The 23,552-nt window shown below is 49.9% G+C and carries 19 protein-coding genes; 14 read left to right on the forward strand and 5 right to left on the reverse strand.

All coding sequences use genetic code 11. The annotated features are described in order from the left end of the window. Positions 1 to 18: 18 nt before the first annotated feature. Together ACXAFR_RS15990 and ACXAFR_RS15995 are read right to left on the reverse strand one after the other, a co-directional pair. Complete coding sequence (locus tag ACXAFR_RS15990; protein WP_475178638.1) at positions 19 to 486, reverse strand: VOC family protein; 468 nt, start codon at positions 484 to 486, stop codon at positions 19 to 21. Beyond that, entirely contained in the window at positions 483 to 1,901 is a 1,419-nt protein-coding gene (locus ACXAFR_RS15995) for an aromatic ring-hydroxylating oxygenase subunit alpha (protein WP_475178639.1), read from the reverse strand. The genes ACXAFR_RS15990 and ACXAFR_RS15995 overlap by 4 nt, the downstream gene beginning before the upstream one ends. A gap of 364 nt (positions 1,902 to 2,265) precedes the next feature. On the opposite strand from ACXAFR_RS15995, the gene ACXAFR_RS16000 reads away from it, so the two are divergent. The 12 genes from ACXAFR_RS16000 to ACXAFR_RS16055 all read left to right on the forward strand — a co-directional run bounded on the left by ACXAFR_RS16000 (position 2,266) and on the right by ACXAFR_RS16055 (position 16,330). After that, positions 2,266 to 4,461 carry a TonB-dependent receptor gene (locus ACXAFR_RS16000; protein ID WP_475178641.1) on the forward strand — a complete coding sequence of 732 codons (2,196 nt, stop codon included), beginning with the start codon at positions 2,266 to 2,268 and terminating at the stop codon, positions 4,459 to 4,461. 14 nt (positions 4,462 to 4,475) lie between these two features. Continuing rightward, complete coding sequence (locus ACXAFR_RS16005; protein WP_475178643.1) at positions 4,476 to 4,994, forward strand: nuclear transport factor 2 family protein; 519 nt, start codon at positions 4,476 to 4,478, stop codon at positions 4,992 to 4,994. A 180-nt stretch (positions 4,995 to 5,174) separates the two neighbouring features. Then, a complete protein-coding gene (locus ACXAFR_RS16010; protein WP_475178645.1) occupies positions 5,175 to 5,588 on the forward strand; it encodes a nuclear transport factor 2 family protein in 414 nt (137 codons plus the stop codon). A 191-nt stretch (positions 5,589 to 5,779) separates the two neighbouring features. Continuing rightward, positions 5,780 to 8,026 carry a TonB-dependent receptor gene (locus ACXAFR_RS16015; protein ID WP_475178647.1) on the forward strand — a complete coding sequence of 749 codons (2,247 nt, stop codon included), beginning with the start codon at positions 5,780 to 5,782 and terminating at the stop codon, positions 8,024 to 8,026. Between the two features lie 160 nt (positions 8,027 to 8,186). Then, positions 8,187 to 10,055 (forward strand): outer membrane protein assembly factor BamB family protein, encoded by a 1,869-nt coding sequence (locus ACXAFR_RS16020; RefSeq protein ID WP_475178648.1) that lies wholly within the window; start codon positions 8,187 to 8,189, stop codon positions 10,053 to 10,055. A 15-nt stretch (positions 10,056 to 10,070) separates the two neighbouring features. Then, positions 10,071 to 11,084 (forward strand): NADP-dependent oxidoreductase, encoded by a 1,014-nt coding sequence (locus ACXAFR_RS16025; RefSeq protein WP_475178650.1) that lies wholly within the window; start codon positions 10,071 to 10,073, stop codon positions 11,082 to 11,084. Positions 11,085 to 11,105: 21 nt separating this feature from the next. Then, positions 11,106 to 11,480 carry an EthD domain-containing protein gene (locus tag ACXAFR_RS16030; RefSeq protein ID WP_475178651.1) on the forward strand — a complete coding sequence of 125 codons (375 nt, stop codon included), beginning with the start codon at positions 11,106 to 11,108 and terminating at the stop codon, positions 11,478 to 11,480. 35 nt (positions 11,481 to 11,515) lie between these two features. Beyond that, entirely contained in the window at positions 11,516 to 12,985 is a 1,470-nt protein-coding gene (locus tag ACXAFR_RS16035; RefSeq protein ID WP_475178652.1) for an FAD-dependent oxidoreductase, read from the forward strand. A 52-nt stretch (positions 12,986 to 13,037) separates the two neighbouring features. Beyond that, positions 13,038 to 13,850, forward strand: coding sequence for a ThuA domain-containing protein (locus tag ACXAFR_RS16040; RefSeq protein ID WP_475178654.1), 813 nt, complete (start codon positions 13,038 to 13,040; stop codon positions 13,848 to 13,850). Beyond that, the gene (locus tag ACXAFR_RS16045; protein WP_475178655.1) at positions 13,834 to 14,721 is read left to right on the forward strand and encodes a sugar phosphate isomerase/epimerase family protein; all 888 of its coding nucleotides are present in this window, start codon (positions 13,834 to 13,836) and stop codon (positions 14,719 to 14,721) included. The genes ACXAFR_RS16040 and ACXAFR_RS16045 overlap by 17 nt, the downstream gene beginning before the upstream one ends. A gap of 89 nt (positions 14,722 to 14,810) precedes the next feature. Next, positions 14,811 to 15,125 carry a putative quinol monooxygenase gene (locus ACXAFR_RS16050; protein ID WP_475178656.1) on the forward strand — a complete coding sequence of 105 codons (315 nt, stop codon included), beginning with the start codon at positions 14,811 to 14,813 and terminating at the stop codon, positions 15,123 to 15,125. Positions 15,126 to 15,154: 29 nt separating this feature from the next. Further along, positions 15,155 to 16,330 (forward strand): aromatic ring-hydroxylating oxygenase subunit alpha, encoded by a 1,176-nt coding sequence (locus ACXAFR_RS16055; protein ID WP_475178658.1) that lies wholly within the window; start codon positions 15,155 to 15,157, stop codon positions 16,328 to 16,330. 48 nt (positions 16,331 to 16,378) lie between these two features. Here ACXAFR_RS16055 and ACXAFR_RS16060 read toward each other — a convergent pair whose 3' ends face one another. Both ACXAFR_RS16060 and ACXAFR_RS16065 read right to left on the reverse strand, forming a co-directional pair. Next, on the reverse strand, positions 16,379 to 16,942 hold the full coding sequence (locus ACXAFR_RS16060; RefSeq protein ID WP_475178659.1) for a DUF8082 domain-containing protein: 564 nt from the start codon (positions 16,940 to 16,942) through the stop codon (positions 16,379 to 16,381). A 56-nt stretch (positions 16,943 to 16,998) separates the two neighbouring features. After that, positions 16,999 to 18,120 (reverse strand): Cache 3/Cache 2 fusion domain-containing protein, encoded by a 1,122-nt coding sequence (locus ACXAFR_RS16065; protein WP_475178660.1) that lies wholly within the window; start codon positions 18,118 to 18,120, stop codon positions 16,999 to 17,001. 728 nt (positions 18,121 to 18,848) lie between these two features. Between ACXAFR_RS16065 and ACXAFR_RS16070 the strand changes: the two genes are divergently transcribed. Further along, positions 18,849 to 19,163, forward strand: a complete 315-nt coding sequence (locus ACXAFR_RS16070) for a Rieske (2Fe-2S) protein (protein WP_475178661.1) — start codon at positions 18,849 to 18,851, stop codon at positions 19,161 to 19,163. A gap of 223 nt (positions 19,164 to 19,386) precedes the next feature. Here ACXAFR_RS16070 and ACXAFR_RS16075 read toward each other — a convergent pair whose 3' ends face one another. Further along, positions 19,387 to 21,813, reverse strand: coding sequence for a TonB-dependent receptor (locus ACXAFR_RS16075; RefSeq protein ID WP_475178663.1), 2,427 nt, complete (start codon positions 21,811 to 21,813; stop codon positions 19,387 to 19,389). Positions 21,814 to 22,638: 825 nt separating this feature from the next. Between ACXAFR_RS16075 and ACXAFR_RS16080 the strand changes: the two genes are divergently transcribed. Further along, complete coding sequence (locus tag ACXAFR_RS16080; RefSeq protein WP_475178664.1) at positions 22,639 to 23,298, forward strand: TetR/AcrR family transcriptional regulator; 660 nt, start codon at positions 22,639 to 22,641, stop codon at positions 23,296 to 23,298. Positions 23,299 to 23,552 lie beyond the last annotated feature (254 nt).

The following is a 23,552-nucleotide window of genomic DNA, read 5'->3' on the forward strand; positions in this document are numbered from 1 at the left end:
CGGTATTTAAAGATAGATTTAGGGGGTGGCCGCTACCTGTAATGGGTCCTGCTGATCCATCAGTTCTTGGATCTCAAAGACATTTCCGTCTGGATCTCTCCCGTAGGTGGCTTTACAGCTGCCGAAGTCCTGAGGCTCACTGTGAAAGCTTACGCCTTTCGCGCGCAGAGTTTGGTAGACGCTGTCAATATCGACTACATCAAGACACAAATGTGTATGTCCGTGATTACAGACTGGTCGATGCGGGTCCATTGTCGCGGGTTCTGGAATGGAAAATTCAAACAATTCCAAGCAGAGATTGTTCAGCTTGAGCATTGCTTGTTTTCCTGCGGTTTCGGTCAGCCCTAGAACTTGGTTGATGGCGGCGATGCCGCGCGGCCATTCTGATTGGTTGAGAACACGAAACCCAAAGACATCCCGATAGAACGTCAGTAAGCGGGCGATATCCGGGGTGGAAATGGCCACATGATGTACGCCCCGTATCATTTCGAAGCCTCACGAAGTGTGCGTTTATCGAGATACTTATCGATGGTTTGATGGAGCTGACGGATGCGGATTTCCTGATAGTTGCCCAGAGTTTGTCCCGGCTTAAGGCTCGCCTTAAACCCTCTCTGTTGTGCCATCAGATTACCGGTATCCTGGTCATAGATGGTCGCCAGCCCCGGGTCAAAACCGGGTACGTCGTGGAAGGATTGGGTATAGTCGAGTTCGATGGGTTCCGGTGGGTCTGGGTGTTCTCCATTGTCAGACACAGGTTGTAAATAGAGAAGATCAAAGATGGTGGAGTCTGGATCCATGCCATTTGGCCTGAAGCGATACACCATAGGAAATAACAGCGTTGGAAAAAGACAGGTATTTGGAAAGACGCAGTATTCAATGGCGTCAATGGTTTCGGTAATCGTCAGATGGCTAAAATCTTTTCCGTATGCGGTGCCTAGCGTGTCTTTTAAATAATCGGCAAAGACTTCGCGAGCTTTTTTTCCGTCCGGTACGGTAAGCCCATTGCCTTGAACGCCTTCAACCACTCCCTCAGCCATCAGCGCATTCAGAGTTTCTTGCTCTGATTGTTGGGTTTTTAGATGAGGGCTGGGAAAGCCCACCAAATGCACGAAGCGGGATATGTGATCGCCGTAGATGTCATATTGAGTGTTGGCGTCGCCGACGGTTGGTACGCCCTGCGGGTGGGTTTCTAATACATGATAGGATTCCAAAAAGGCTTCCAGGCAGGCTTTCCAGTTCGCGGGTAGCATTTTGCGAACGTGAAGTGCCGTAAATTTTTCATCAAGCTTCCAGTTTGAAAAATGATCCGGAAGAACGCCGAGAAAATCCATAAGCGGCATGGCATTCTGATCAAAATTGATGAACACAAAGCCTCCCCACAAGTCCACCTGCAGTTGGGGCAAGCAGAAGTCCTCGGTGTTGATGTGGGGAAAATCCCAGTCACAGGGAACGTCTGTCAATTTTCCCTCTAGGGACCAGGTAAAGCCATGGAAAGGGCAGCGCAACTGTTTCGAATTGCCAGCACTGGCAGGGGGTTTTAATTGCGTACCTCGGTGCAGGCATGCGTTCGCATAGGCGTTAATTGAACCTTGTTCGGTTCTGACAATCAGTACGGATTTATCGCAGATGTCGTAGACGAAATAGTCACCCGGTTCAGGGATGTCGTCTTCGCGACATGCCCATTGCCAGGCTTTCATCCAGACAGCGTCAACTTCATGATTAAAGAAGTCTTGAGAGGTGTAGCGGTCAAAGCTGATGTCGCCATCACCGCGAAATTCGTAGGACTCGTCGAGAACATGATTCGGCGCGCCACCCACATCTGACGCGATAATATCTCTGGTGCTGCTACCGGGACAGCGATGCGTGCCCGGCTGAGCGACCTGTTGGTTGCCGTTGGCCATCCGGTCTTCCCCATATAATTATGTTTATCGATGTGAAGCATTGCAGGCAATGACGATAGCATTCGACTTTAGAAAAAACAAACATAAATGTATGTTTGTTGCTTTGCCTATTACGGATCTTTGCCGTGAGTGTTACCTTCACCGTCAAAAATGTTACTTATGGTTTCAGTTGGATATCTGGGGTGCACGAATTTAGAACGATGTTTTAAAAAATGCCGAATCACATTGCTTGTATAAGAACAAACATGTATGTTTTTAAGAAATTCTAAGTGGCGGCTAAACCGTCCTCATTAGTACTGATTTTCTGCAAAGCTACTTTGCACGCCAATGTCATAAAACAATAAAGAAAACATCGGGAGTTCTCATGAGATCGACCAGGATCAGTCTGCAATCAAACATTTGCGCACGCGCAAATATCTATGGATTCACATTGTTGTCAGCACTTATTTCGACAGGGGCGAATGCTCAAACATCACGGATGTCGGGATCTTTAGAGGAGGTGGTTGTTACGGCGCAGAAGCGTGAAGAGAGCCTTCAGGATACGCCCGTCGCTGTAACAGCTATGACGGGCAACATGCTGGAGCGAACCTTCGCTGCCGATTTGCGCGACATCAGCGGCAGTGTGCCCAGTTTAGTTGTCACTAATGTCGTTAATGCGAGCATGACCGCGGCCATTAGCATCCGAGGTATCGGGGTACAGGAAGCGGATGGTTTTATTGATCCCTCTGTCGGTGTGGTCGTCGATGGCGTCTATCAAGGCAGTAACACCACTGCGTTGTTGGATATGTTTGATATCGAGCGGGTGGAGATTCTCAGGGGGCCGCAGGGCACGTTGTTTGGGGCGAATACCATAGGTGGCGTTGTTAACGTCATTACCAAGCAGCCAACAGGAGAGTTTGGCGGAACGTCTAAGGTTACGTTTGGGAATTACGGTCGACGAGATATCGCTGCTGCTGTTGAGATGCCGTTTAGTGAGACACTAACCAGTAAACTGGCGGTTATGTCTAAATCTTTCGATGGCTTTTATGAGGACTATGAAACAGGGGGAGATCTGGGGGGGCAGGATGTTTTGTCGGCCCGCGGATATTTAAAATTTTCACCCAGTGACACTTTTGATGCAACGCTGCAGTGGGAATATGGTCGTGGTCGTAACGATTCGCCCACAGTGATCAACGGCTCTGAACCGGGAATGGCGCTGTATGTTCCTGAGTACTCGACCCCACTTGATGAGGTGAATTTTCATACTTCTAGCCAGTTCAATGATTTTTCAGACTACGATATTGATGGCGGTACTTTGACCATGAATTGGGGGCTGGACAGCATGGAATTGGTATCAATCACTAACGTTCGCGGATTTACGCTCGACGAGTGGACGGATCAAGATGGCACTCCAGAAGACCTCTTCAATACGTTACGGGTGACAGATAACAAGCAGATGTCGCAGGAAATTCGCCTGAATACCAGCCCCACTGAGTCTACTGAATTGACGACCGGTTTTTATTACTTTTACCAGAATTGGAAACTCGACTCCTGGACGGGCGCCAATGGCTTCGCGCCAGAGATGGTTCTCCTCCTGGATACCGATCAGGACGACCACGCCTATTCTGGTTTTGCTCAAGGATATTGGCACGTCACAGAAGATTTCAGGCTGCAGGCGGGCCTCCGTTACACGTGGCAGGAAAAAGAGCTGGATGTTCGCAATGAAACCTTGATCTCTAATCTGTCAATAGGCGTTACGACGGCCAGCGGTGAAGAGCATTGGGAAAATCTAGGCTGGCGCCTGGGTTTCGATTGGAATTTGTCCGAAGACATGATGCTGTATGGCTACCAGGCGAGAGGCTTTAAATCCGGCGGTTTTAACGCCCGTATTACTTTTCCTGATGATATTGGGCCATACGATCCGGAGGAAGTTGATACCTGGGAGCTGGGCATTAAAGCCGATTGGCTGGAGGGAAGCCTCAGAACAAACGTTGCGCTCTTCTATAACGATTATCAAGACTTACAGGTGGATCAACTCGTCTACGTTGGGGCGACACCGGTAACTCGTGTTGAAAACGCCGCGTCTGCCGAGATCTCCGGTGCCGAACTTGAAGTCGTCTACATTCCCGTAGAGGGACTGACCTTAAACGGAACCTTCAGTTATCTGGATGCTTCCTATGAAGATTTCTTGTTCGATTTGGATGCCAATCAGGCGAACGGCCAGGAAGATGCCAGTGGCTTGTCATTACGTAATGCGCCAGAAATACAGTCGTCTCTTGGCGCTTCTTACGAGTTTGATTTGGGACCGGGATTCACGACGCTCAACATGGTCTGGATGCATACCAGTGAGCGAGAAACCGATACCCGTAACGCGCCTGTGGGTCATATTGATACGCTGGACTTACTGGATGCCAGTGTACGATGGACGCAAGCCAATGAAAAATGGTCGATAGCGCTGCGAGGCAAAAACCTTACGGATGAAGAGTATCGCGCATCGGGGTTTTACGCTCCGGGGGTAATGAATTTCATGTCGAATGGGCCGCGGCGTACGGTAGCGGTGGAAGTTGGATTTAATTTTTAGACAGAGAGGCATCTATGGAGACGTTAGACCAAGCGCTGGAAATATTACTGTCAAAGCAAGCTCTGTATGAGTTGAGTGTGAAATACTGTCGCGCGGTAGACCGGCAGGATACGCCATTAATGAAAACGCTTTGGCACGACGATGCCAGCGTTGATGTTGGCTTATTTATCGGCTCAGCCACGGAATATGCCGATGTTATCACTCAGCCAAATCCCGGGATGACCCGCTGTTTTCATAATATCGGGAACACCTTGTATCAGATTGATGGAAATTCTGCCGTGGGAGAGGTGCAGGTCGTTGCTGCGGTTTCCGTGGTGCTGGAGGAAGGCACCAGTGAGCAGTCAGTGGGCGGTCGTTATTTGGATCGCTATGAGCGACGTGCTGGCGAGTGGCGTTTCAGCCACAGATCCTTCGTTATTGACTGGGCGTTGGACCACTCCGCAGAGACACCTTGGAACAGCGCCAGCTATACAGCGTTTAGCTTTCAAGGCTGTCGCGGACGCGAAGATAAAAGCTATCAGTTTTTAGGGTAATCAGTGGCTTAGGTCGTTAAAGCCATCCCTTTGTGTGGGGTAAACCAGGAGCTCTCTGGTTGCTCCAGTCGATGTCTTCATCGATAATTTTAAAACAATAAGACATGTTTAAGGGTATCGCTCAGGTCGCACACAATGATGCTCCTGAGAGAGCATTCCCAGCCGAGGAGAATAAAAACGATGGCATTTACTGGATCCTATGAAGACCGCCTCGCCATTCGCGAACTGGTCGATACTTATTCTGATGGTGTCAACCAAAGAGACGCAGAGATTTGGGGCAGCACCTGGGCTGAGGACGCCGTGTGGAATTTACCTGTGGTTCCTGGAAAAGAGGAAGTTATCGGCAAAGGGGCAATTGTCCAGTCGTGGCTTGAATCTATGGAGCTCTTTCCTTTTGCCTTTATGTCACAGTCCATTGGCGCTATTCACATCGATGGTCATTCTGCAACAGCACGCTGTTATACGTCTGAGGTGGCAAAACTGGGTGACGGTACTGAGTTACGTCCCCGTGGTCAGTACGATGACGTTCTCGAAAAAGTCGATGGTCAGTGGCTGTTTGTAAAACGAAGCTTTCAGGTTTTATACGGAGAATAGATTTCTCCGACTTACGGTCGAGAAAATTGCCGCGCTTGCTCTGGGCAATAACCGCGCCGTATGCGCATTCACGCAAGCTCGATACAGCAGCCGATTGGTAACTGAACGTACAAATTGCTCAGGAGCGGATTAGGCTGACAGTGACTCGCTCGTGTTGTCTGACGAATCCGTCATCGTGTTAAGGAAGTACCATGGAAGTCACTCATAGAAAAAGACGCCTGTTGACTGTTGGAATTGTGTCAAGCCTATCGGCTAGTTTGATGCCGGTAAGCACAGCAATTTCTGCAGAGATGTCGTTAGAGGAGGTCGTCGTTACGGCTCGCAAGCGCGAGGAAGGTGTACAGGATGTCCCTGTTGCCGTTTCTGCGGTTTCTGGTGCCGATGTTGCGAGTGCGTTCACGTTGGATGTCACATCGATTTCGCAGTTTGCACCCAATGTCATTATGGACAACATCGAAGCAGGGTCACCCTCTGGGGGTGGCTTTTCAATTCGTGGAATTAGCTACCAAGATGTTGAAAAAGCCTTCGACCCCACGGTATTGATTGCTGTTGATAGTGTGCCCATCGCAACAGGCGTTGGAAACGTCTTTGATTTGATCGACATTGACCGCATCGAAGTTCTGCGGGGACCACAGGGAACCTTATTCGGTAAAAATGTGGTTGGAGGGCTCGTCAACATCATCCGCAGTAAACCCATACTAGATGAGGCCAGTGGTAAAGTCAGAGCTCGCGTGGGTGATTACGAGAAGGCTGATGTCGATCTATTGGTGAACTACGGTCGTGATGATTGGGCGGTTAAGCTGACGGCGAGTTCCCTTAACCAGGGGGAAGGCTACGATAAGAGTCGCGTTGGCGGCGACATGAATAAGCGCGATACAAATAGCGCCGGAGTACACTTTCTGTGGCAACCCAGTGATATTTTCCGCGGCGAATTCCAATATAACTACAGCAATATGGAGGGCAAGGCGGCTGGCTTGATGCCAACGTCCACCGATGAGCGGGATACTTTTTGTAATCTTTATATCGCCTATGGTTACGAGTGTGGCGGAACCTTAGGTAATCCTATTGGTGGTGATCGACATAAAAATTATGCGGATTATATTGGCGATGTTGGGCTTGAAAAGCACCAGCTGATCACAGAACTGAACGCGGACATTACCGATGACCACACTCTCACCTACATTGGTAGTTGGTTAACGGCCGACGATCTCTACGAAGTTGATATGGATGGTATCGACCAGGTTCTCTATCACGTGCGCCGTTGGGGAGACTACCGTCAGATTACCAACGAATTGCGATTAACTCGCGATGCCGGTGATTCGTTGACCTGGCAGGCGGGCGTTTTCTCGTCCAATGCTGAGGCCACGTCTTATCAATTGTCTCAGGTTTTTACGGATACTTGGACGCCTTACGAGGATACCACCACCAGTAGTGAATCCCATTCTGTGTTTGCGGAAGGTGATTATCGAATGCTTGATGAAAAGCTGGTGTGGACCCTGGGAGCGAGATACATCTATGAAACCAAACGCATGGATCGTGACGTTACCGATGTGCCCAGCAACACGTTGATCGCTGGTCCTAATGCCGGTGGTGAAAGATCCGACAATGATTTGATCTATCGCTGGGGTGCACGCTATCACTTTTCGGAAGATTTGATGGTTTATTTCACCAACTCGAAGGGGTTTCGCAGTGGTGGCTTTTCGCCCCGGGCATCGACGGCAGACATTTTAGCCGAAGGGTTCGGCCCAGAGACGCTCATCAATTGGGAGTTAGGCATGAAGTCGACGCTTTGGGACGGTCGTCTGCGTCTAAATGCCACTGTATTTCATATGACTTATGAAGATATGCAGATTGAGGTCTCTCTGCCGGCCGAAAATGTCGCGAACGGCAATCAGCTGGCGATTCAAAACGTGGGGGAGGCGGAATTTAATGGGGCAGAATTGGAGATGCAGCTGCTGTTGGCCGATTTTTGGCGAATTAATGGCAACATGGGCTATCTGGACGCGGAGTATATCGATTTTGTTGCGGATATCTACGGTGACGGTATCGTCGCTGACGAAACCAATTTGCAGCTCCGTCGAGCACCAGAATTAACCTATTCGTTACAATCGATCATGGATTTTCAAGTTGGCGAAGGGACATTGATGTGGCGATTAGGCTACAGCTGGCGCGATGATTACGAATCGACATTGACCAACCATCCCGGTACGGCCATTGAAGCTTTCGGCCTGCTGGATTCTTCTCTGAGTTACGATCTTGAAAACTGGACCTTTGCTCTTTTTGGCCGCAATTTAACCGACGAAGACGCTTATTCCCATGATTATGTGGTTACGCCGAATCGTCCGACAGTCGGCAGTGCTAACAATGGTTCTCTGTGGAAGTTCGCAACGACCAGGCCGCCGCGGGAATTCGGCGCAGAGGTAACCTATCGTTTTTAACGCTTGGCATTAAACCCACCCCATTATGGGGTGGGCCTTTTTTAGACATGTTCGAACTTAGGTCTGTATGTTGGTTGCGATAAAGATAATGATAACCCCGAAAAATCGCACTTCTTGTATTTCTTACGCGTTAAAGAGCGCTACGCGTTGCTCCAAAAAAATGGCATTTTTTTCCAAATGGTTTAGCGTACTGTTGGTCGTTTTAGCCAGTTGGCAAAGTCAGGCGACTCCGAGCGCGTCTGCTGCAAATTCTCGTGTGGCGAACGGCGCACGCATCTATCAAACCGTTTGTGCGAATTGCCATGAGACTGGCGTACCGAAAGCGCCGACACGCAGTATGCTGGGTTTCATGTCGCCCTCGGCAATCTATCATGCGTTGACGGAAGGTGTGATGGCGCCACGAGTTCCCCATCTGTCATTGGGTGATAAGAAGGATGTCGCAGAGTTTCTGACCGGCGCGACATTAACCCTTAAAGATGAAGAAACATTATTTCCTCGCTGCGCGGTGAGCAAGCAAGTATTCGATTGGCAGGATTTTCCCACGGCTAGCGGTTGGGGTGTCGATCTTGATAATCGCCGTAAATTTACACCACAGGCCACAGACTTAACGCCGGTCAATGTCGCGAATTTAAAGCTTGCCTGGGCGTTTGGATTCCCTGATGCGGTAAGAGCCAGATCGCACCCGGCAAGCGGTGGGGGTGCCGTTTTTGTAGGAAGTCAGGACGGGCGAGTGTTCGCTCTGGATAAAGAGTCTGGCTGTGTACGCTGGATTTTCCGCGCCCGTGCAGAAGTCCGTACGGCGATTGTTCTATCCGCGTGGGAAGCGCCGTCACCCGAGCATCATCCGTCTCTGTACTTTGGCGATTATTTAGGCAATGTGTATCGGATAGATGCCGTAACCGGTGAGCTGCATTGGCAATTGCGGCCGGACACGCACCCCAATGCCACCATTACTGGCTCGCCGACCTTATACAATGACGTTCTCTACGTGCCCATCTCTTCTCTGGAAGTTTTATCGGCGGTCGACCCGAATTACGCCTGTTGTACTTTTCAAGGCGCAGTGGTTGCCTTGGAGGCTGAGACGGGCGAGCTGCTCTGGCGCACCTCAACTATTCCCCAGAAACCACAACCCCAGGCCGTCAATAGTGCTGGGGCTCAGCAGATGGGGCCTTCGGGGGCGCCAATCTGGAACAGTCCTGCCATTGATCCAAAAAGGAATCAATTACTGATCGGCACGGGTGAAAATTATTCTGCACCGGCAACCTCAACCAGCGATGCGATCATGGCGATGGATCTGGACAGTGGAGCGATCAATTGGGTGTTCCAAGCCACAACAGATGATATTTGGAATGCCGCTTGTGAGTCGGCAACGACAGCCAACTGTCCGGAGGTACCAGGGCCGGATTACGATTTTGGTGCTCCGCCGTTGTTGGTGACGAATTCCCAAGGCGATGACTTGGTCGTTGCCGGACAGAAATCCGGTATTGTTTGGGCGCTCGATGCAGCGACGGGTGAAATGGTTTGGAAACGGCAAGTCAGTCAAGGGGGCATTGTTGGAGGCATTCACTTTGGTATGGCGGCGAATGATCAATCGGTATTTGTTCCTATTTCCGATGCACAGGCAGCCCGTCATCATAAAGCGAGGACGCCGAATCCAGGAGTTTTTGCGCTCGATATAGATACCGGCGAGTACCAATGGCAGTGGCAAGCGGAGACTGGAGTTTGTGGGCAAAAAGAATACTGCATGCCGGGTAACGGTGCGGCTATCGTGGCAACGGATGAATTAGTACTGGCCGGTAGCCTGGATGGCTTTCTGCGCTTACATGATGCAGCGACTGGCAAGGTCATTTGGAAGTTTGATACGGCTCAGCGCTTTGAAAGCGTTAATGGTGTAACCGTAAAAGGTGGCGCATTGGAAGGTGGAGCATCAGCATTGTTAACTGGCAGTATGATGTTTGTGAACTCGGGATATTTCTTTAATCCTTATATGCCAGGCAATGCGTTTCTCGCCTTCAAGTTAGAACATTAATCAGAGGATAAAAGGGTGCTCAATCGTCAGTTACTGCTAAAAGAGCGACCTCATAAGCAGGTCACGCGCGATCATTTTACGTTAGTGGAATCGGAGCTTACCCCACTTAAGGATGGTGATGTTCGTGTCAAAGTTAATTACCTCTCCTTTGAGCCCGCGCAACGGGGCTGGCTCAATGATGTGCCCAGTTATATTCCGGCTGTGGAAATCGGTGAGGTCATGCGGGCAGTCGGCGTTGGTGAAATCATCGAGTCGAAACATCCCCAGTGGACGAGCGGAATGCGGGTTCAGGGAGGCTTCGGTTGGCAAGAATATTATCAAGGCAATGGCAGCGAGCTGATTTTTCCGATCAAAGAGATTGCTGATGGTGTCCCTGAAACCTATCCGTTGGATATTTTTGGTTTAACCGGTCTGACCGCTTACTTTGGGATGTTGGATATTGGCCAGCCGAAGGAAGGAGATACCGTTGTCATTAGTGGTGCGGCTGGAGCGACCGGATCCGTCGCCGGACAGATTGCAAAACTGAAAGGCTGTCGTGTGATTGGGATTGCCGGAGGTGAAGCCAAGTGTCGCTGGATTAAAGATGAGCTGGGTTTCGATGAAGCGATTGACTATCGTGACGGTGATGTCTCAAAAGCTCTAAAAGCACTTTGTAGAAATTCGGTCAATGTCTTTTTCGACAATGTCGGTGGTGACATTCTCGACGCTGTTTTAGGAAATCTGGCTCTTAAAGCAAGAGTGGTTCTCTGCGGCGGGATATCCAGCGGTTACACGGGTACCGATTTGCCTCCTGGGCCCGAGCAATACATGCAGCTCGTTATTAGACGCTCTCGCATGGAAGGGTTTCTGGTGCTGGATTATGTTGATCGGTACGAGTCAGCGCTAGAAGAACTGCAAGCCTGGGTTGAAGATAAAAAAATCAGCGTTAAGGAAGATATCGTTGAAGGCCTGGAGTCTTGTCCGGACGTTTTGGCCGGGCTGTTTTCCGGTAAGAATTTCGGCAAGCAATTGGTGAAACTCACTCGCTAACCAGCTCTGGGGAATTCATTAATGTTCAAAATGGTTGGTTTACTCAAGCGTAAGTCGGGTTTAACCAGTGAGGCGTTTCGCGAGTATTACGAGACTTACCATCGGGTCATCGGGGAAAAATATCTTCGAGGACGTGCGCTTAAATACATGCGTCGTTACACCACCGGTTTTCCAGATGCGATTACTGGGCTTATCGCAGAACCGGTATGCGATGTCATTCTCGAAATATGGTATCCGGATCGTGCAACCTTCGAGGCGACGATGCAGTCCCTTTCAGCGCCAGCCATTGCCGCGGAAATCGCGGAAGACGAAGAGAAGTTGTTTGATCGCAAAAAAAATACGTTTTATTGGCTCGACGAAGTCGAGTCAGTAATGGACGGCGGTTCTCAGGCTTAATCAATTTGAGCGCTATAGAGCGGGGGTAGATCAGGATGAATTCTCTCACAATCGAAAAATTTTCCAGCGTCAGTCATTTTGCTGATAGCGCGGACGTCGTGGTGGTCGGCTATGGAATTGCCGGAGCTTGTGCTGCGTTGGAAGCTCGTCGAGCTGGCGGCGACGTTTTGGTTATTGAGCGGGCCAGTGCCGGCGGTGGTGCCAGTGCACTGTCATCAGGCATCTTTTATCTCGGCGGCGGAACCGACGTTCAAAACGCCTGTGGCTATGAAGACGATGCTCAGAATATGTATCGGTTTATGGTGGCGTCCATGGGAACGGAAAACGCCTCCATGATCAAATCTTACTGTGACAATAATGTCGATCATTTCAACTGGCTCGAAGCGCAGGGGGTTCCCTTTGAGCGCAGTTGCTATAAAGATAAGGCGGTGTTTCTGCTGTCTACGGAAGGCTTGCTGAGTACCGGCAACGAAAAGGTCTGGCCCTATCGCGAGCTGGCCAAGCCCGCCCCGCGAGGTCACCAGGTGACTGGTGAAGGGGAAAGTACCGGTTTAGCCGCGATGCAACCACTGTTGGCCCGCTGTGAAGAGGAGGGCGTACGGGCCAGTTACGATGCCAAGATGACCGGCCTATTGCTGGATGACCATGGCCGTGTGACCGGCGTTAAATTTCAGCAAGACGGCGAAACTCGCTATGTTGAAGCCAAGCGGGGCGTGATGCTGGCGACGGGTGGTTTCGCCATGAATACAGAAATGGTGGAAGAAAAACTGACCACCTTGAGCCCGACGGCCGAGCCATTGGGGACGTCTTACACGGATGGTGCGGGCATTGTCGTCGGTGAGATGGCCGGCGGCTCTACAGCGGCAATGAATGAGTTTATCGCGACCGCTTCGATCTATCCGCCGGGACAGTTAATCAAGGGGATCATCGTCAATGGGAATGGTCGTCGCTTCGTTGCTGAGGACAGCTACCATGGACGAACCGCGTCCTTTATCAGCGAACAGCCCGGACAGCGGGCATTTTTAATTGTCGACGAGGAAATATTCGCTTATCCGGAAATAGAAACCGCGCGTCACGAATTGATCGATGGATTTGAAAGTATCGCTGAGATGGAGCGGGCGCTGGAAATGCCGGAGGGCGCTTTGGTCGCCACCATGACTTCTTATAATGACGCGGCGAATAAAGGCGAAGATCCGGAGTTTTATAAACATCCAGATTGGGTTAAGCCGCTGGATAAAGGGCCTTATGCTGTTTTTGATATTTCCTTTTCTCGATCAATTTATCTGTTTATGACCCTCGGAGGTCTAAAAACTAATGAGCGTGCACAAGTGGTGGATATTCACGGCGTGCCCGTGCAAGGGCTCTTTGCTGCGGGCGCCTGTGCGGCTCACATTCCCCAATCGGGAAAAGCCTATGCCAGTGGTATGAGCTTGGGCCCAGGCTCCTTTTTTGGTCGGGTCGCAGGGCGTTCTTTGATGGCCGAAAATAGCTTTAAAGACTCGTAAGTGCAAAAGTACCTACGAGTATTTTGAATCCCTAAACAGAGAGGAATAATTCATGGCTCAATCTCCGAAGATCGCAGGTCGAATCAATTGCGTTTTGGTCGCCGGTGGTATGTGGCATGACATCGATTTTGCACGCTTAGAATTATTAAAATTGTTGGCGGAAGAAGATCGTATACGGGTGCGGGTTTTTGAAGATTACGAAAATCTGGAAGCCCTGGCCGAAGCAGATATCCTGATCAGTTATACCTGCAATGTGGTGCCTTCGTTACCGGCACAGGAAGCGCTGCGCAGTTGGGTGGCGGAGGGCGGACGTTGGTATGCCTTGCATGGCACCAATTCGATTATCCGACTGATGTCTAGCGGCCTCTACGGTACGCCCGATTGGGCCCCCCATTTTGTGGAAACTCTGGGCTCCATGTTTCGATCCCATCCGCCGATTGCTCCCTATAAAGTCTCTGTGGCAGCGCCGGATCACCCTTTGGTAGAAGGCATTGAGCCATTCGAGAGCACCGATGAATTATATCTGATGAAAACCTACGGAGACCTGGAGGTTTTGCTCGACACCGAATTCGCTGGCGATGCACCTGGGTTTGAAGAAGACCAATGGGAGCATCAACGTCATCCGGTTTTTTATATTCACAAGGTTGGTGAAGGAGCAGTGCTCTATCTGACGTTAGGTCACTGCCGTCATCATTATGATATGCAGCCTCTGATGGATTATTGGCCAACTCTGGATCGCTGCGCTTGGGATCTTCCGGTTTTTTACACGTTATTGCGCAGAGGTATTCAGTGGGCATTGGAGCCCTTAGACGCTGCCAGCCGCGCTGCGCGGGCTGAGGCTGCTGAAAATGCGCCTGAGCTCTGAAAGGGTTTTTCCAAACACACAGTGGACCCTATGGCCGGCGTGCGTTAAAACGGCATCTTTTGTCGAGCAAATCCAAGCAGCTCAGCGTGCAGGCTATGATAGGTTGCCCATCGGTTATCTTACCTTGAAAGAGCTGATGCGGCAGGGCATGTCTTGCAAGGACATACGCCAGCTGGCTGCGGAAGAGGGTATCGCTCTCGGGCATTTCGACGGTTTTACCGACTGGGCGCCACAGCGCTTTGCGGAAGACCTTGCGCCTGCCGCAAAAGCGGTTTTTGATGTGTCGACAGAAGATTGTCTCGGTTATTGTGCCGAATTGGGTTTGACGGAAATTTGCGCAACGGGCGCTTTCAATCCGGGTCAATTTCCAGTAAGTCAGCTGGCGGATTGTTTCGCTGTGTTCTGTGAACAGGCAAAGTCTTTGGGGATTCGCGTTGATTTGGAGTTTATTCCCATGTGGGGCATCCCCTCGCTATCCCTCGCGACCGACATTGTTAAACGCGGTGGTGCTTGTAATTCCGGTGTTTTGTTTGATAGCTGGCATCATTTTCGTAGCGGCGGCACGTTAACCGACGTTGAGGTATTGGATACGGAGGTGATCACCTGTGTCCAGCTGGCCGACGCTTCATTAGATGTGCAAGGTGATTTACTGAACGATTGCCTGCACTTTCGGCGTTTGCCAGGGCAGGGGGAGCTACCGCTTGTCGAGCTATGCCACGTGTTGGCAAATCAGACACGCCTTGCCAGTGTTGGTCCTGAGATCTTCTCCGATGCTCTCGACAAGCTGCCCACTGATGAAGCCGCGACTCAGGCTGGACAGGCGACGAATCGTGTACTTTCCGCAGCTGGGTGGAGCAACTGTCGCCGATAGAGAATTCTGCCTGTCCTATGTGACAGGTAGCGAGTCTAGCGACCATCGTTATAATTTCCCTACAGAAAATAAGTATAAAAGGTGCATTTATGTTAGCAATCAGTGGGCGAATCGAGTTAGCGACAATAGAACAGGCAGACATCTTTGTTGAACACGCCTTAAAAGTCATGGGGCCAACACACGCGGAGCCTGGTTGCCTTCTGTACGCTATGGCCCGGGACATTACCGATTCCAAGGTGATTTGGATCAGTGAAGAGTGGGAGTCTGAAGCCGCACTCAAAGGCCATCTCACATCAGAACATATCTCTGCATTCCTTCAGGCGATCAGCACTCTGGAAATGACCGGTATGGATGCCCGCCAGTATGAGGTGGCATCTGTAGGGCCAGTGTCTCTACCTGAATAAACCTGTCGCTGATCTCAGGAGTTGTCCGAATGGGTATCGAACAAAGTTACAATCGTATTGTCGCTCGCATGATCGAGCATGTGGATGAAGGGACCACCGATCAGGCGGCGTCGACGATGGAGGTACCGGCGAGCGATTATACGGATCCCGAACGCTGGCAGCAGGAAATGGACGCGATTTTTCGGAAAGTCCCTATTTTTGTTGCGCTAAGCCATGAACTGCCGGAAGCGGGTGATTATAAAGCCATTAAAATGCTGGATTTGCCCTTGCTGATCACGCGGCAGCGTGGTGGCAGTGTAAGGGTGATGTTAAATGTTTGTACCCATCGCGCGATGCTGTTGGTCGAGGAAAACTCGACCGGTAAAAAAGGGGTTTTTTCTTGTCCTTATCATGGCTGGACATTCAGCTGCGATGGCTCTCTAAGAGGCGTTGCGGATGCCGGGAAATTTGGCGATGTGGATAAGTCGACTCGGGGCCTGACGCAATTAGCCTGCTATGAAAGAGGCGGATTTATCTTCGCCGTACTAACGCCGGGTCTGGAGGTGGATTTCGAGGCGTTTCTAGGTGGTATGATTGACGATGTCGAGCGTTTGAATTTCAACGAGTTTACGTTTTGCGGCACTCGCGAAATGCAAGGCGCGAATTGGAAAGTTGCCTTTGACGGCTATCTGGAGGGTTATCATTTTCAGGCGGCTCACCCGGATACGATTTATCCGCGGACGTTTTCTAATATCATGGAGTTTGACAGTTACGGGCCTCATATCGTTATTGGTTTTCCCCAGAGAAAAATCGCTCAGCTCAAAGAAGTTTCAGCGGACGATTATTACCAATACGAGAACGACGGTTACGACTTCATTCGCATGTTTTTCCCCAATGTCGCCATTTTTCTCGCACCTGAACTGACCCAAATTGCGATGATTATCCCCGGCACAAAGCCGTCTGAAAATCGCACGGTCATGCATTACCTGCATCGTGAAAATTTACAGGGAGAAGCCCGCCAAGACCTGGAAAAAATGATTGACTGGATCTGGAAGGTCGTGGAAGAGGAGGATTATGGCCTTGGGCTTAAAGTTCAGAAAGGCTTGGATTCAGGTACTCTAAAATCGGTTGTGTTTGGACGCAACGAGCGGGCAAACCAGTTTTTCCATAAATTGGTGGATCACTATTTATCTGGTCGACCTAGTTCTGAAATGCCGTCTCTGTAATGAAAATAGGAGCCGAGCGGTTGTCCACCGCTCGGTCAAATAAGAGGATCATTTAAACTCGGCGTGTGCCGCTTTTACAAACTCATTGGCTTCTTGTTGCGGGAGGTTGGTCGATAGAATATCGATCGCTTCACGCAGGGACGTTGCTTTTTCAAACGCCTCATCGCAGAGGATGGAGGCGATAGGGCCCAGATAATGGAGTGCAATGTTTTCGACTTTTTCCCTAAGCGCTGGGTCCAGAGACGTTTTGCTGCCTCCGGTATCGCTCGCCGGAGGGGCAGCGACACCTGTGTTTCCACTCGACAGTTGCCTTTCAAATCCGCCCAATAACCACTGCTTGCTGTCATTGCTGATGGGCGCACTTTTGCTGACCGGGTTAGGCCGGCCCGGCTCAAATCGCGCTCGCGCTTGGGTGACCATGGCTAAGCGTTCGACAGCAGCATCATTGTTGTGCAGGCGAAAGTTTATCTTTTCAATATCGCCATTATTGAGTCGTATGATACAGGAATGATTTTCTTCGGTTGTAATGAAGAAGAAGCCTGAAGCGTTACTTTTCAGCTGTGCGCGCAGATCGCGCAGCACGTCGATGAGTGGCATGAAATTACTTGTCATCTACGAATACCCTGGTTGCGCTTAGCGATTAACATAGACACTTGCACATCCTGCCGCTAGCGCTTCAAGCGTTCCATTGCCAATCGTACACTGTTGGACAGCCGATTGACGGCACGGGCCAGAGCACCGATTTCATCTTTCAATTCGACCTCGGTGATTTGCTGTTCCCAGCGACCGACACTTTGCTCTTCAGCAATCTTGGTCAGGCTTTGAATGGGTTTTAAGACCCGCGACCAGATTAGGAACGACTGTGAACCGATCAGCGCGATACTGACAATAACACCGATCACAATAATCCACAGAGATTGCTCACGAATGACACTGTCAACATCTTCAAGAGGGTAGGCAGAGACTAATGTAAAACCCCAGTTAGGGATTTCCTTACGAATGATCTTCCAGTCGGCCGGATTATCCTCAACGATTTTCTCGATGTCGGCAGCGGTGAGATTTTCCTGCTCTGAATGGAAGCGAAGCTTGTTGTTCGTATCATCATAGAGAGCGAGAAACCCATTGGTCATGACTGTGCTCGTGCCAATGACATCCTCAAGAGGCTTTAGATCCGTTTTATAGCCAACATACCATGCGCCAATGGTAATGTTCGCGCTAGTGGTGATAGGCTCATAACCGGTCACATAGGGATTGCCAAGGATATCAACGACGCCGTAAAAGCTGCTGCTGTTTTCAAGCTTTTTGATCACTGGGCCTTCTGGGTCCAGGATGGTGCCAATCGCTCTGGTGCCATCGTCTTTCTGAACATTGGTGGTGATGCGAACGAATTCTTCGTTGTATCGTGAGAAGATGGTCGCCGTACCACCCATTAGCGAGGTGACATGATCCACCAGTTCAAAATTGTTGGCCAACGTTTGATCGCCCAACGTTAAATCGTTGACCGGACGATCGGCCACTTCGGTTTCGGATCCCACCGCTGCCGCACCAATTTGATTCCCCTCATATTTGAGGAGATTCATCGTGTCCTTTACTCGCTCCAACATAATGGCTCGAGTCACAAGCATCATGCTTTGAATGGCATTAGCCTGACGCTCAATGGTTTCGTCTGCGTTGGCGTGCACTCTGTCAGCGGATTTACTCGCTGTTAACCAAGTTGCCACGACCACCACGGTTACCATGATTACAAACGTTGGTAACAAGAGTCGAAATCGTAAAGAGTGTCTTCCCATCCTGAAATCTCCGGTTTTAGCCTGCTACAGATAATTGTAGGGTTATAAAAAAGAATTTTTATATAACATGAACGTCTGCCGATTGGTTTTATTCGCCATTGTCATTGTTCTCGCGACGTCGAAACCTGCTTGAAATCGATACGCAGAGTTATCATTAGTCTTGTTGACAAGGATGTTGACGAGAGCCAGAAAAGGGCGGTCAGTCTCATCTTTTGCAATTACGACTTCTTATAGCTTAGTAGAATTTCTGACTCTGCTTGAAAATTTGAATTTCTTTTGAATTGCCCCTTGCAGGTGTGTAACGGTATCGCTTGGAGCCTGAGACACCAGGGTGATAAATGTTGTTTAAGGTGCCAGAGTTGATTCTACTTTTGCGGCCTCATCTCTATCTGGGGGAGGGCACTATCGTGGCGTTTTCAATGCGAGAGGGATGGGGGCGGTATCACAACATAGGCTTGTCAATTGCCGTCCGAGATGCATTGAGGAATGCTGGGTAGCTCTGATTAACCTGTTTTCGTTCGTTTATGACGTTGACTTTAAGCACTCACTTGTCAGAAAATAAAATCAAACCTGTCTGTTTATAATGATCGGGTGGGTCGGCAATCTGCTGCATGCACCGTCACAGCCAACGTTTGCCGATGAATAGCCCTAAGACTCGTGCGAACATAGGGTTAAAGGCGACCACAATAAATGATAACAAAGACAAAACGTCTACGAGGTTTCAACCGATGAGTGACACTTTTCAACGTCTGTTTTCTACCGAAGAGCTGGCTCCTGGTCAGTCAAAAGCCGTTCTGGTGGATGAGAAAGACATTTTAATTTGCAATGCCAAGGGTGATTTTTACGCAGTTCAAAATATGTGCACTCATCAGCGCGCTGAATTGGAGGGAGGCCGTATTCGCAACTGCTTTATTTCCTGCCCTCTGCACGGTGTGATGTTTAATTTACAGACCGGGGTACCCAAAGGAGAGATGACAAAAATACCTCTGCAAACCTTCCCTATTCGCATTGTGGATGGCTTTGTTGAGGTTGACCCGTCATAGATAAGAATCGGATGGGCCGCGGATATCCAAAGGATAGGCCGCGCTCTCTTGAGATAGCTTATTTAGGCTCCCGAAAAAACAGTGATGTTGAGATTCGGGTAGGCGGGATTGCGCGAGAGCAGTCCTGGCATCTTCAATGTTCAAACGGAGCGTTTTGATACATCCCAGCATAAAAAAAGCCCGCATAACGCGGGCAACAGTGACGATCGGTTTTCCAATGTTCTCATTGGAAACGGTAAGTCAGTTGCACGGCAACTGTTCTCGGAAGTGATGTAAAGCCCATCTGGTCGGCAAATTCACCACCGGGGGCTGGGGTGCTCGGACCATCAACCACACCGGACACAATGTGCTCATCGGTCAGGTTTTTACCGAGCAGTTTCGCCTCCCAGACATCGTTTTGCCCGGCCAGATAAACGCTGGCATTGAGTGTCGCATAGGCATCTCTCGCTGCATGGGGGTTGGCAAATCCTGAGGCGTTGTAATCATCGCTGAAAATACTGTCTACACCCAGGCCATACGTCCAGCCGTTCCCAAGCGTTCCGTCGTAGTTTATGCCGACAGAGGCTGACCATTCTGGAGCCATGGCGGTTGGCTGCCCACTGATGTCTTGACCTGGCGTACCGTTGGTGCCTGGAACGGTCGTGCTGCACCCCTGAGCGGCAGTTTGTCCTGCCCAACAGGGGGCGATAAAGTTCTCGTATTCCGCCTTGTTGTACGACAGTGAGCCTCGCAGGGTTAAGCCGGGGGCCGCGTAAGGCGCGAATTCTCCGTCGAGTTCAAAGCCGCGGGTTTTGGCTTCACCAGCATTCAGGGTGATGAAGGCAAAGGTGGGTGAATTGAAAAAATCGACCTGTAGGTCTTCGTAGTCGTAGTTGTAAACGGTAAAATTCAATCGCATCTGATTGTCGAGCAAGGTCGTTTTCAGGCCGGCTTCGTAACCGGCGGCAGTTTCCGGGTCAAAGGTGAAATCCGATTCAGAGCCGCCCATGGCGTCGGTTGAGTAGATTCCGCTGTTGGAAAAGCCTCCCGATTTATAGGCTGTTTTATAGGCGATATACCCCATAATATCGTCGGACATCTGCCAGCTCAGAGTCGCTTCCGGTGACCATTCGGTAAATTCCTGATCGCCGACGGCAACTTCATTCGTACGCCAGAGGCTGGTTAGCGCCGGGTTGTTGTAGGGGTGAACAAACTCTGATTCTTTGGTTTCATCGGTGTAACGAGCGCCGACACTTAACTGAACATCTTCAGTCATGTCGTACATGACCTGAAAGAAGGGTGAAATGGTCTTCCCGTCCGTGTAACTGTCTTTGACTGAGGCAACATAGATCAGGGATGGATCCGGCGCCGCCGTGTTCGCGACGCCTCCTGTTGATACCCATTGATCAAATTGGCGTTCGGTTTCCTGATACAGAAGGCCGAGCATAACGTTAACGCTGCCATCAAAGTCGCTGGTGAGGCGTACTTCTTCCGAAAAGGCTTCCCAACTGTTTTTTTCTGTTGCAAAGGTTGCTGTCGGTATGGATTGGAAGTCTCCAGAGAGACCAAAGGTGTTTTCATTTTCTTGATAGTTGGTGACCGATGCCAGCGTGAAGTAATCGCCAATGGCATAATCGATACTGGCTGTCAGCGAATAAGATTCGTACTTGTTGAACAGGTCACCATTGCTTTTTGCGTAGGGAAGCGAGTTTGCCAGAATTGAGGGCATGCGATTTTGGGTAATCACAAAGTTGTCGCCACACTGTAGGTTTGGGTTGATACCGCCAACGCCACCCGGACAGTTAAACGCGGTGTAATTCCATGACGATTGCTGGACTTCAGATTCTGTCATGGACGCGGTAAAGGTCATGTCCAGGTCATCGTTGGGGGTGACCGTAAACGTCAGGCGTGCCAACGTCTCTTCTTCTCCGGGAGCGTCACGGTTATCGGCTGGAGAGATATCGGAAATGGTATTTCCCGTCGCTAGATCCAGAACGCTGTATGGTTGCTCTGTGGATTTGTTCTCGAAATAACCGCCGCTCATATCGCTGTAGCGAACGGCCAGCCGGGCGCCAACCGTGTCTGAGAGGGGGCCGGAAACCACGCCTTCCACTTGGGTTTGCTCTGATTCCATTTCATAGCCGATGCGGCTTTTGGCTTCGAATTCCTCAGTGGGTTTCGCCGTTGTAATCGAAATAACACCTGCTGTCGCATTTTTACCAAAAAACAGTGATTGTGGACCTTTCAGCAATTCGATCTGAGCGAGATCAAACATCCCTTCGTTCAAAACCCGTCCCTGGCCAAAGTAGACACCGTCCATGATTACGGCGACGGACTGTTCGATACCGATACTGGTAGAGTTTGATCCTATTCCTCGCAGCGTCATCTGTGCGCCTGAGCCATTCGAAGACCGGCCTACGAAAAACTGCGGGGACAGGGCGCCAATTTTTTCGAGACTGGTCACATCGAACTTTTCAATACGTTCCTGAGACATGGCGCTGACCGTGAGCGGAGCATCTTGCAGGCTTTCTTCACGTTTACGGGCAGTAACAACAACCTCCTCTAAGCCGCCGGAATTCGCATTTTCCTGTTGTGCAAAGGCGGGAATAGAGACAGGCAAAGAAGACGTCACGATCAGAGCAATATGAGCAGCAAGCTTATTTTTCAGCATTTAGTAATACCCCAAACTATTAAATTTATTATCGGGTGTCGAGAGAGCACAGGCAGAATGGCATCCTTAACTGAGCTCAAAAATCGTTCGCTAAATGTAGCATTTGACCTTTTAAAAAACCAACACATATGTTTTAAATAAACCTGAACAAAAGTGTGGTTTCCATATTGGTCAGTACTGCTATTGAGGTCTGGATTTAAGGGGGCTATAGCAAAAAAGTGGTTAATAAGTTTCCAGTGGCCTGGCTTTCTCGCTTGCACCAGCTTCTGAATGCAACAATCGATGGATTTGGGAGGTCGGGCATTGGCAGGTCGATAGCTTAAATACCAGCAGATGTGCTGGTGCTATCGATAGAGACTTTTATGGGCGAGTCCGCATTACAATGGCCGCTTTATTTAAAAACATCATTCGTTGTATTCAATTATTTAGCGCGATATTTGGGCAAATATTTCCGCTTACTGGTGGCCTGTTAATGATGAAGATTGGTTCTTGTGAGCCCTACGTCTCAAACCGCGCCTTTTTGGACTCAGGGATCGCAAAGGGCGAGAACCTTTCCTCATGCTATCGGTAGCAAAATGTGAATTGCGGGATAGAGTTTCATATTTTGTTGTCATAGCAAATTCCAGGTCCAAGGATGGAGATGCAGTGGCGCGAGAATATTCCCCTTCTTCGGTAGGATAGCTCGACGTCTTTAGGGAGTAGTTGGTATGGCTTTGGCGCCAAAAGAATTGCTTTTGTTGCTTGGTTCTTTATCATCAAATTTTGCTCTTGGCCCATCCTTTGGAAAGGCTTTTGGCATTTTGTAACAGATGATAATTAACGCTGATGATTTCTATTGATAATGACACACCTCAAAGGGGGCGCCGGACACGTCGGATCTGGCAGGAACAGCGTAGTGCTGATACTCGTAAAGCCGTTATGGAAGCGGCAACAAAATGTCTGATAGAGCATGGGTATTCGAAGACTTCGGTGCCTTTAATCGCTGAAATTGCAGGCATGTCGCGAGGCGCTATTTTACATCATTTTCCCACTCGCCAAGATTTGCTGGTCACTTTGGTTGAAGAGTTACACCTGATCCGTATTCGGGAATTTCGCGAACTGTTTGAGTCTCTTGATCGGCCTAACGAGCCCTCGGAATCCCTCGCGGTACACCGTCGTGGCGTTCATGCGGCTTGGGTTCATGTTAATAGGCCTTGGTATATTTCGTATCAAGAGCTCTTATCCGCCGCGCGGACTGAACAGGGTCTATGGGCGGTGATGGCGCCACTGGAAAAAGCCTACAACAAAGAATTTGATCAGTTACTGCGAGAGCTCTTTCCCAACTGGCGAGATCTTGAAGATTTTCGACTCGCGAATGATCTGACCCAGTTTCTATTGCGGGGGATGATGATGACGCCAATCGAAGAGGATCGAGAACAGCGCCACGAGAAAATTCTGAGTAAGCTGGCTGAAGTCATCGACAGTTTGTATCTGTCAGAACGGTAATTTTCACGTTATTTTATTTCGCTCAGGGAGGTGAACTAACATCCTCCCGGAGCCATTCCTCTCTCTGTCAGTACCACACTTCATTCCCGTCTTTTTCAACAGTAGCGGCAACCTTCAAGTTCTGCGATAAATGCCGGTTGAGTTGTACAATCAACACAGCTTTTCGTCCGTCCGATGACGATTCGCCGCTGGTTTTGCGGCGGTAATCCCTCGTTGTAACGGACACGGCGATGGTCCGGTCAGTGAATATTTTC

The sequence above is a fragment of the Pseudomaricurvus sp. ABR4_320 genome (assembly GCF_056159445.1).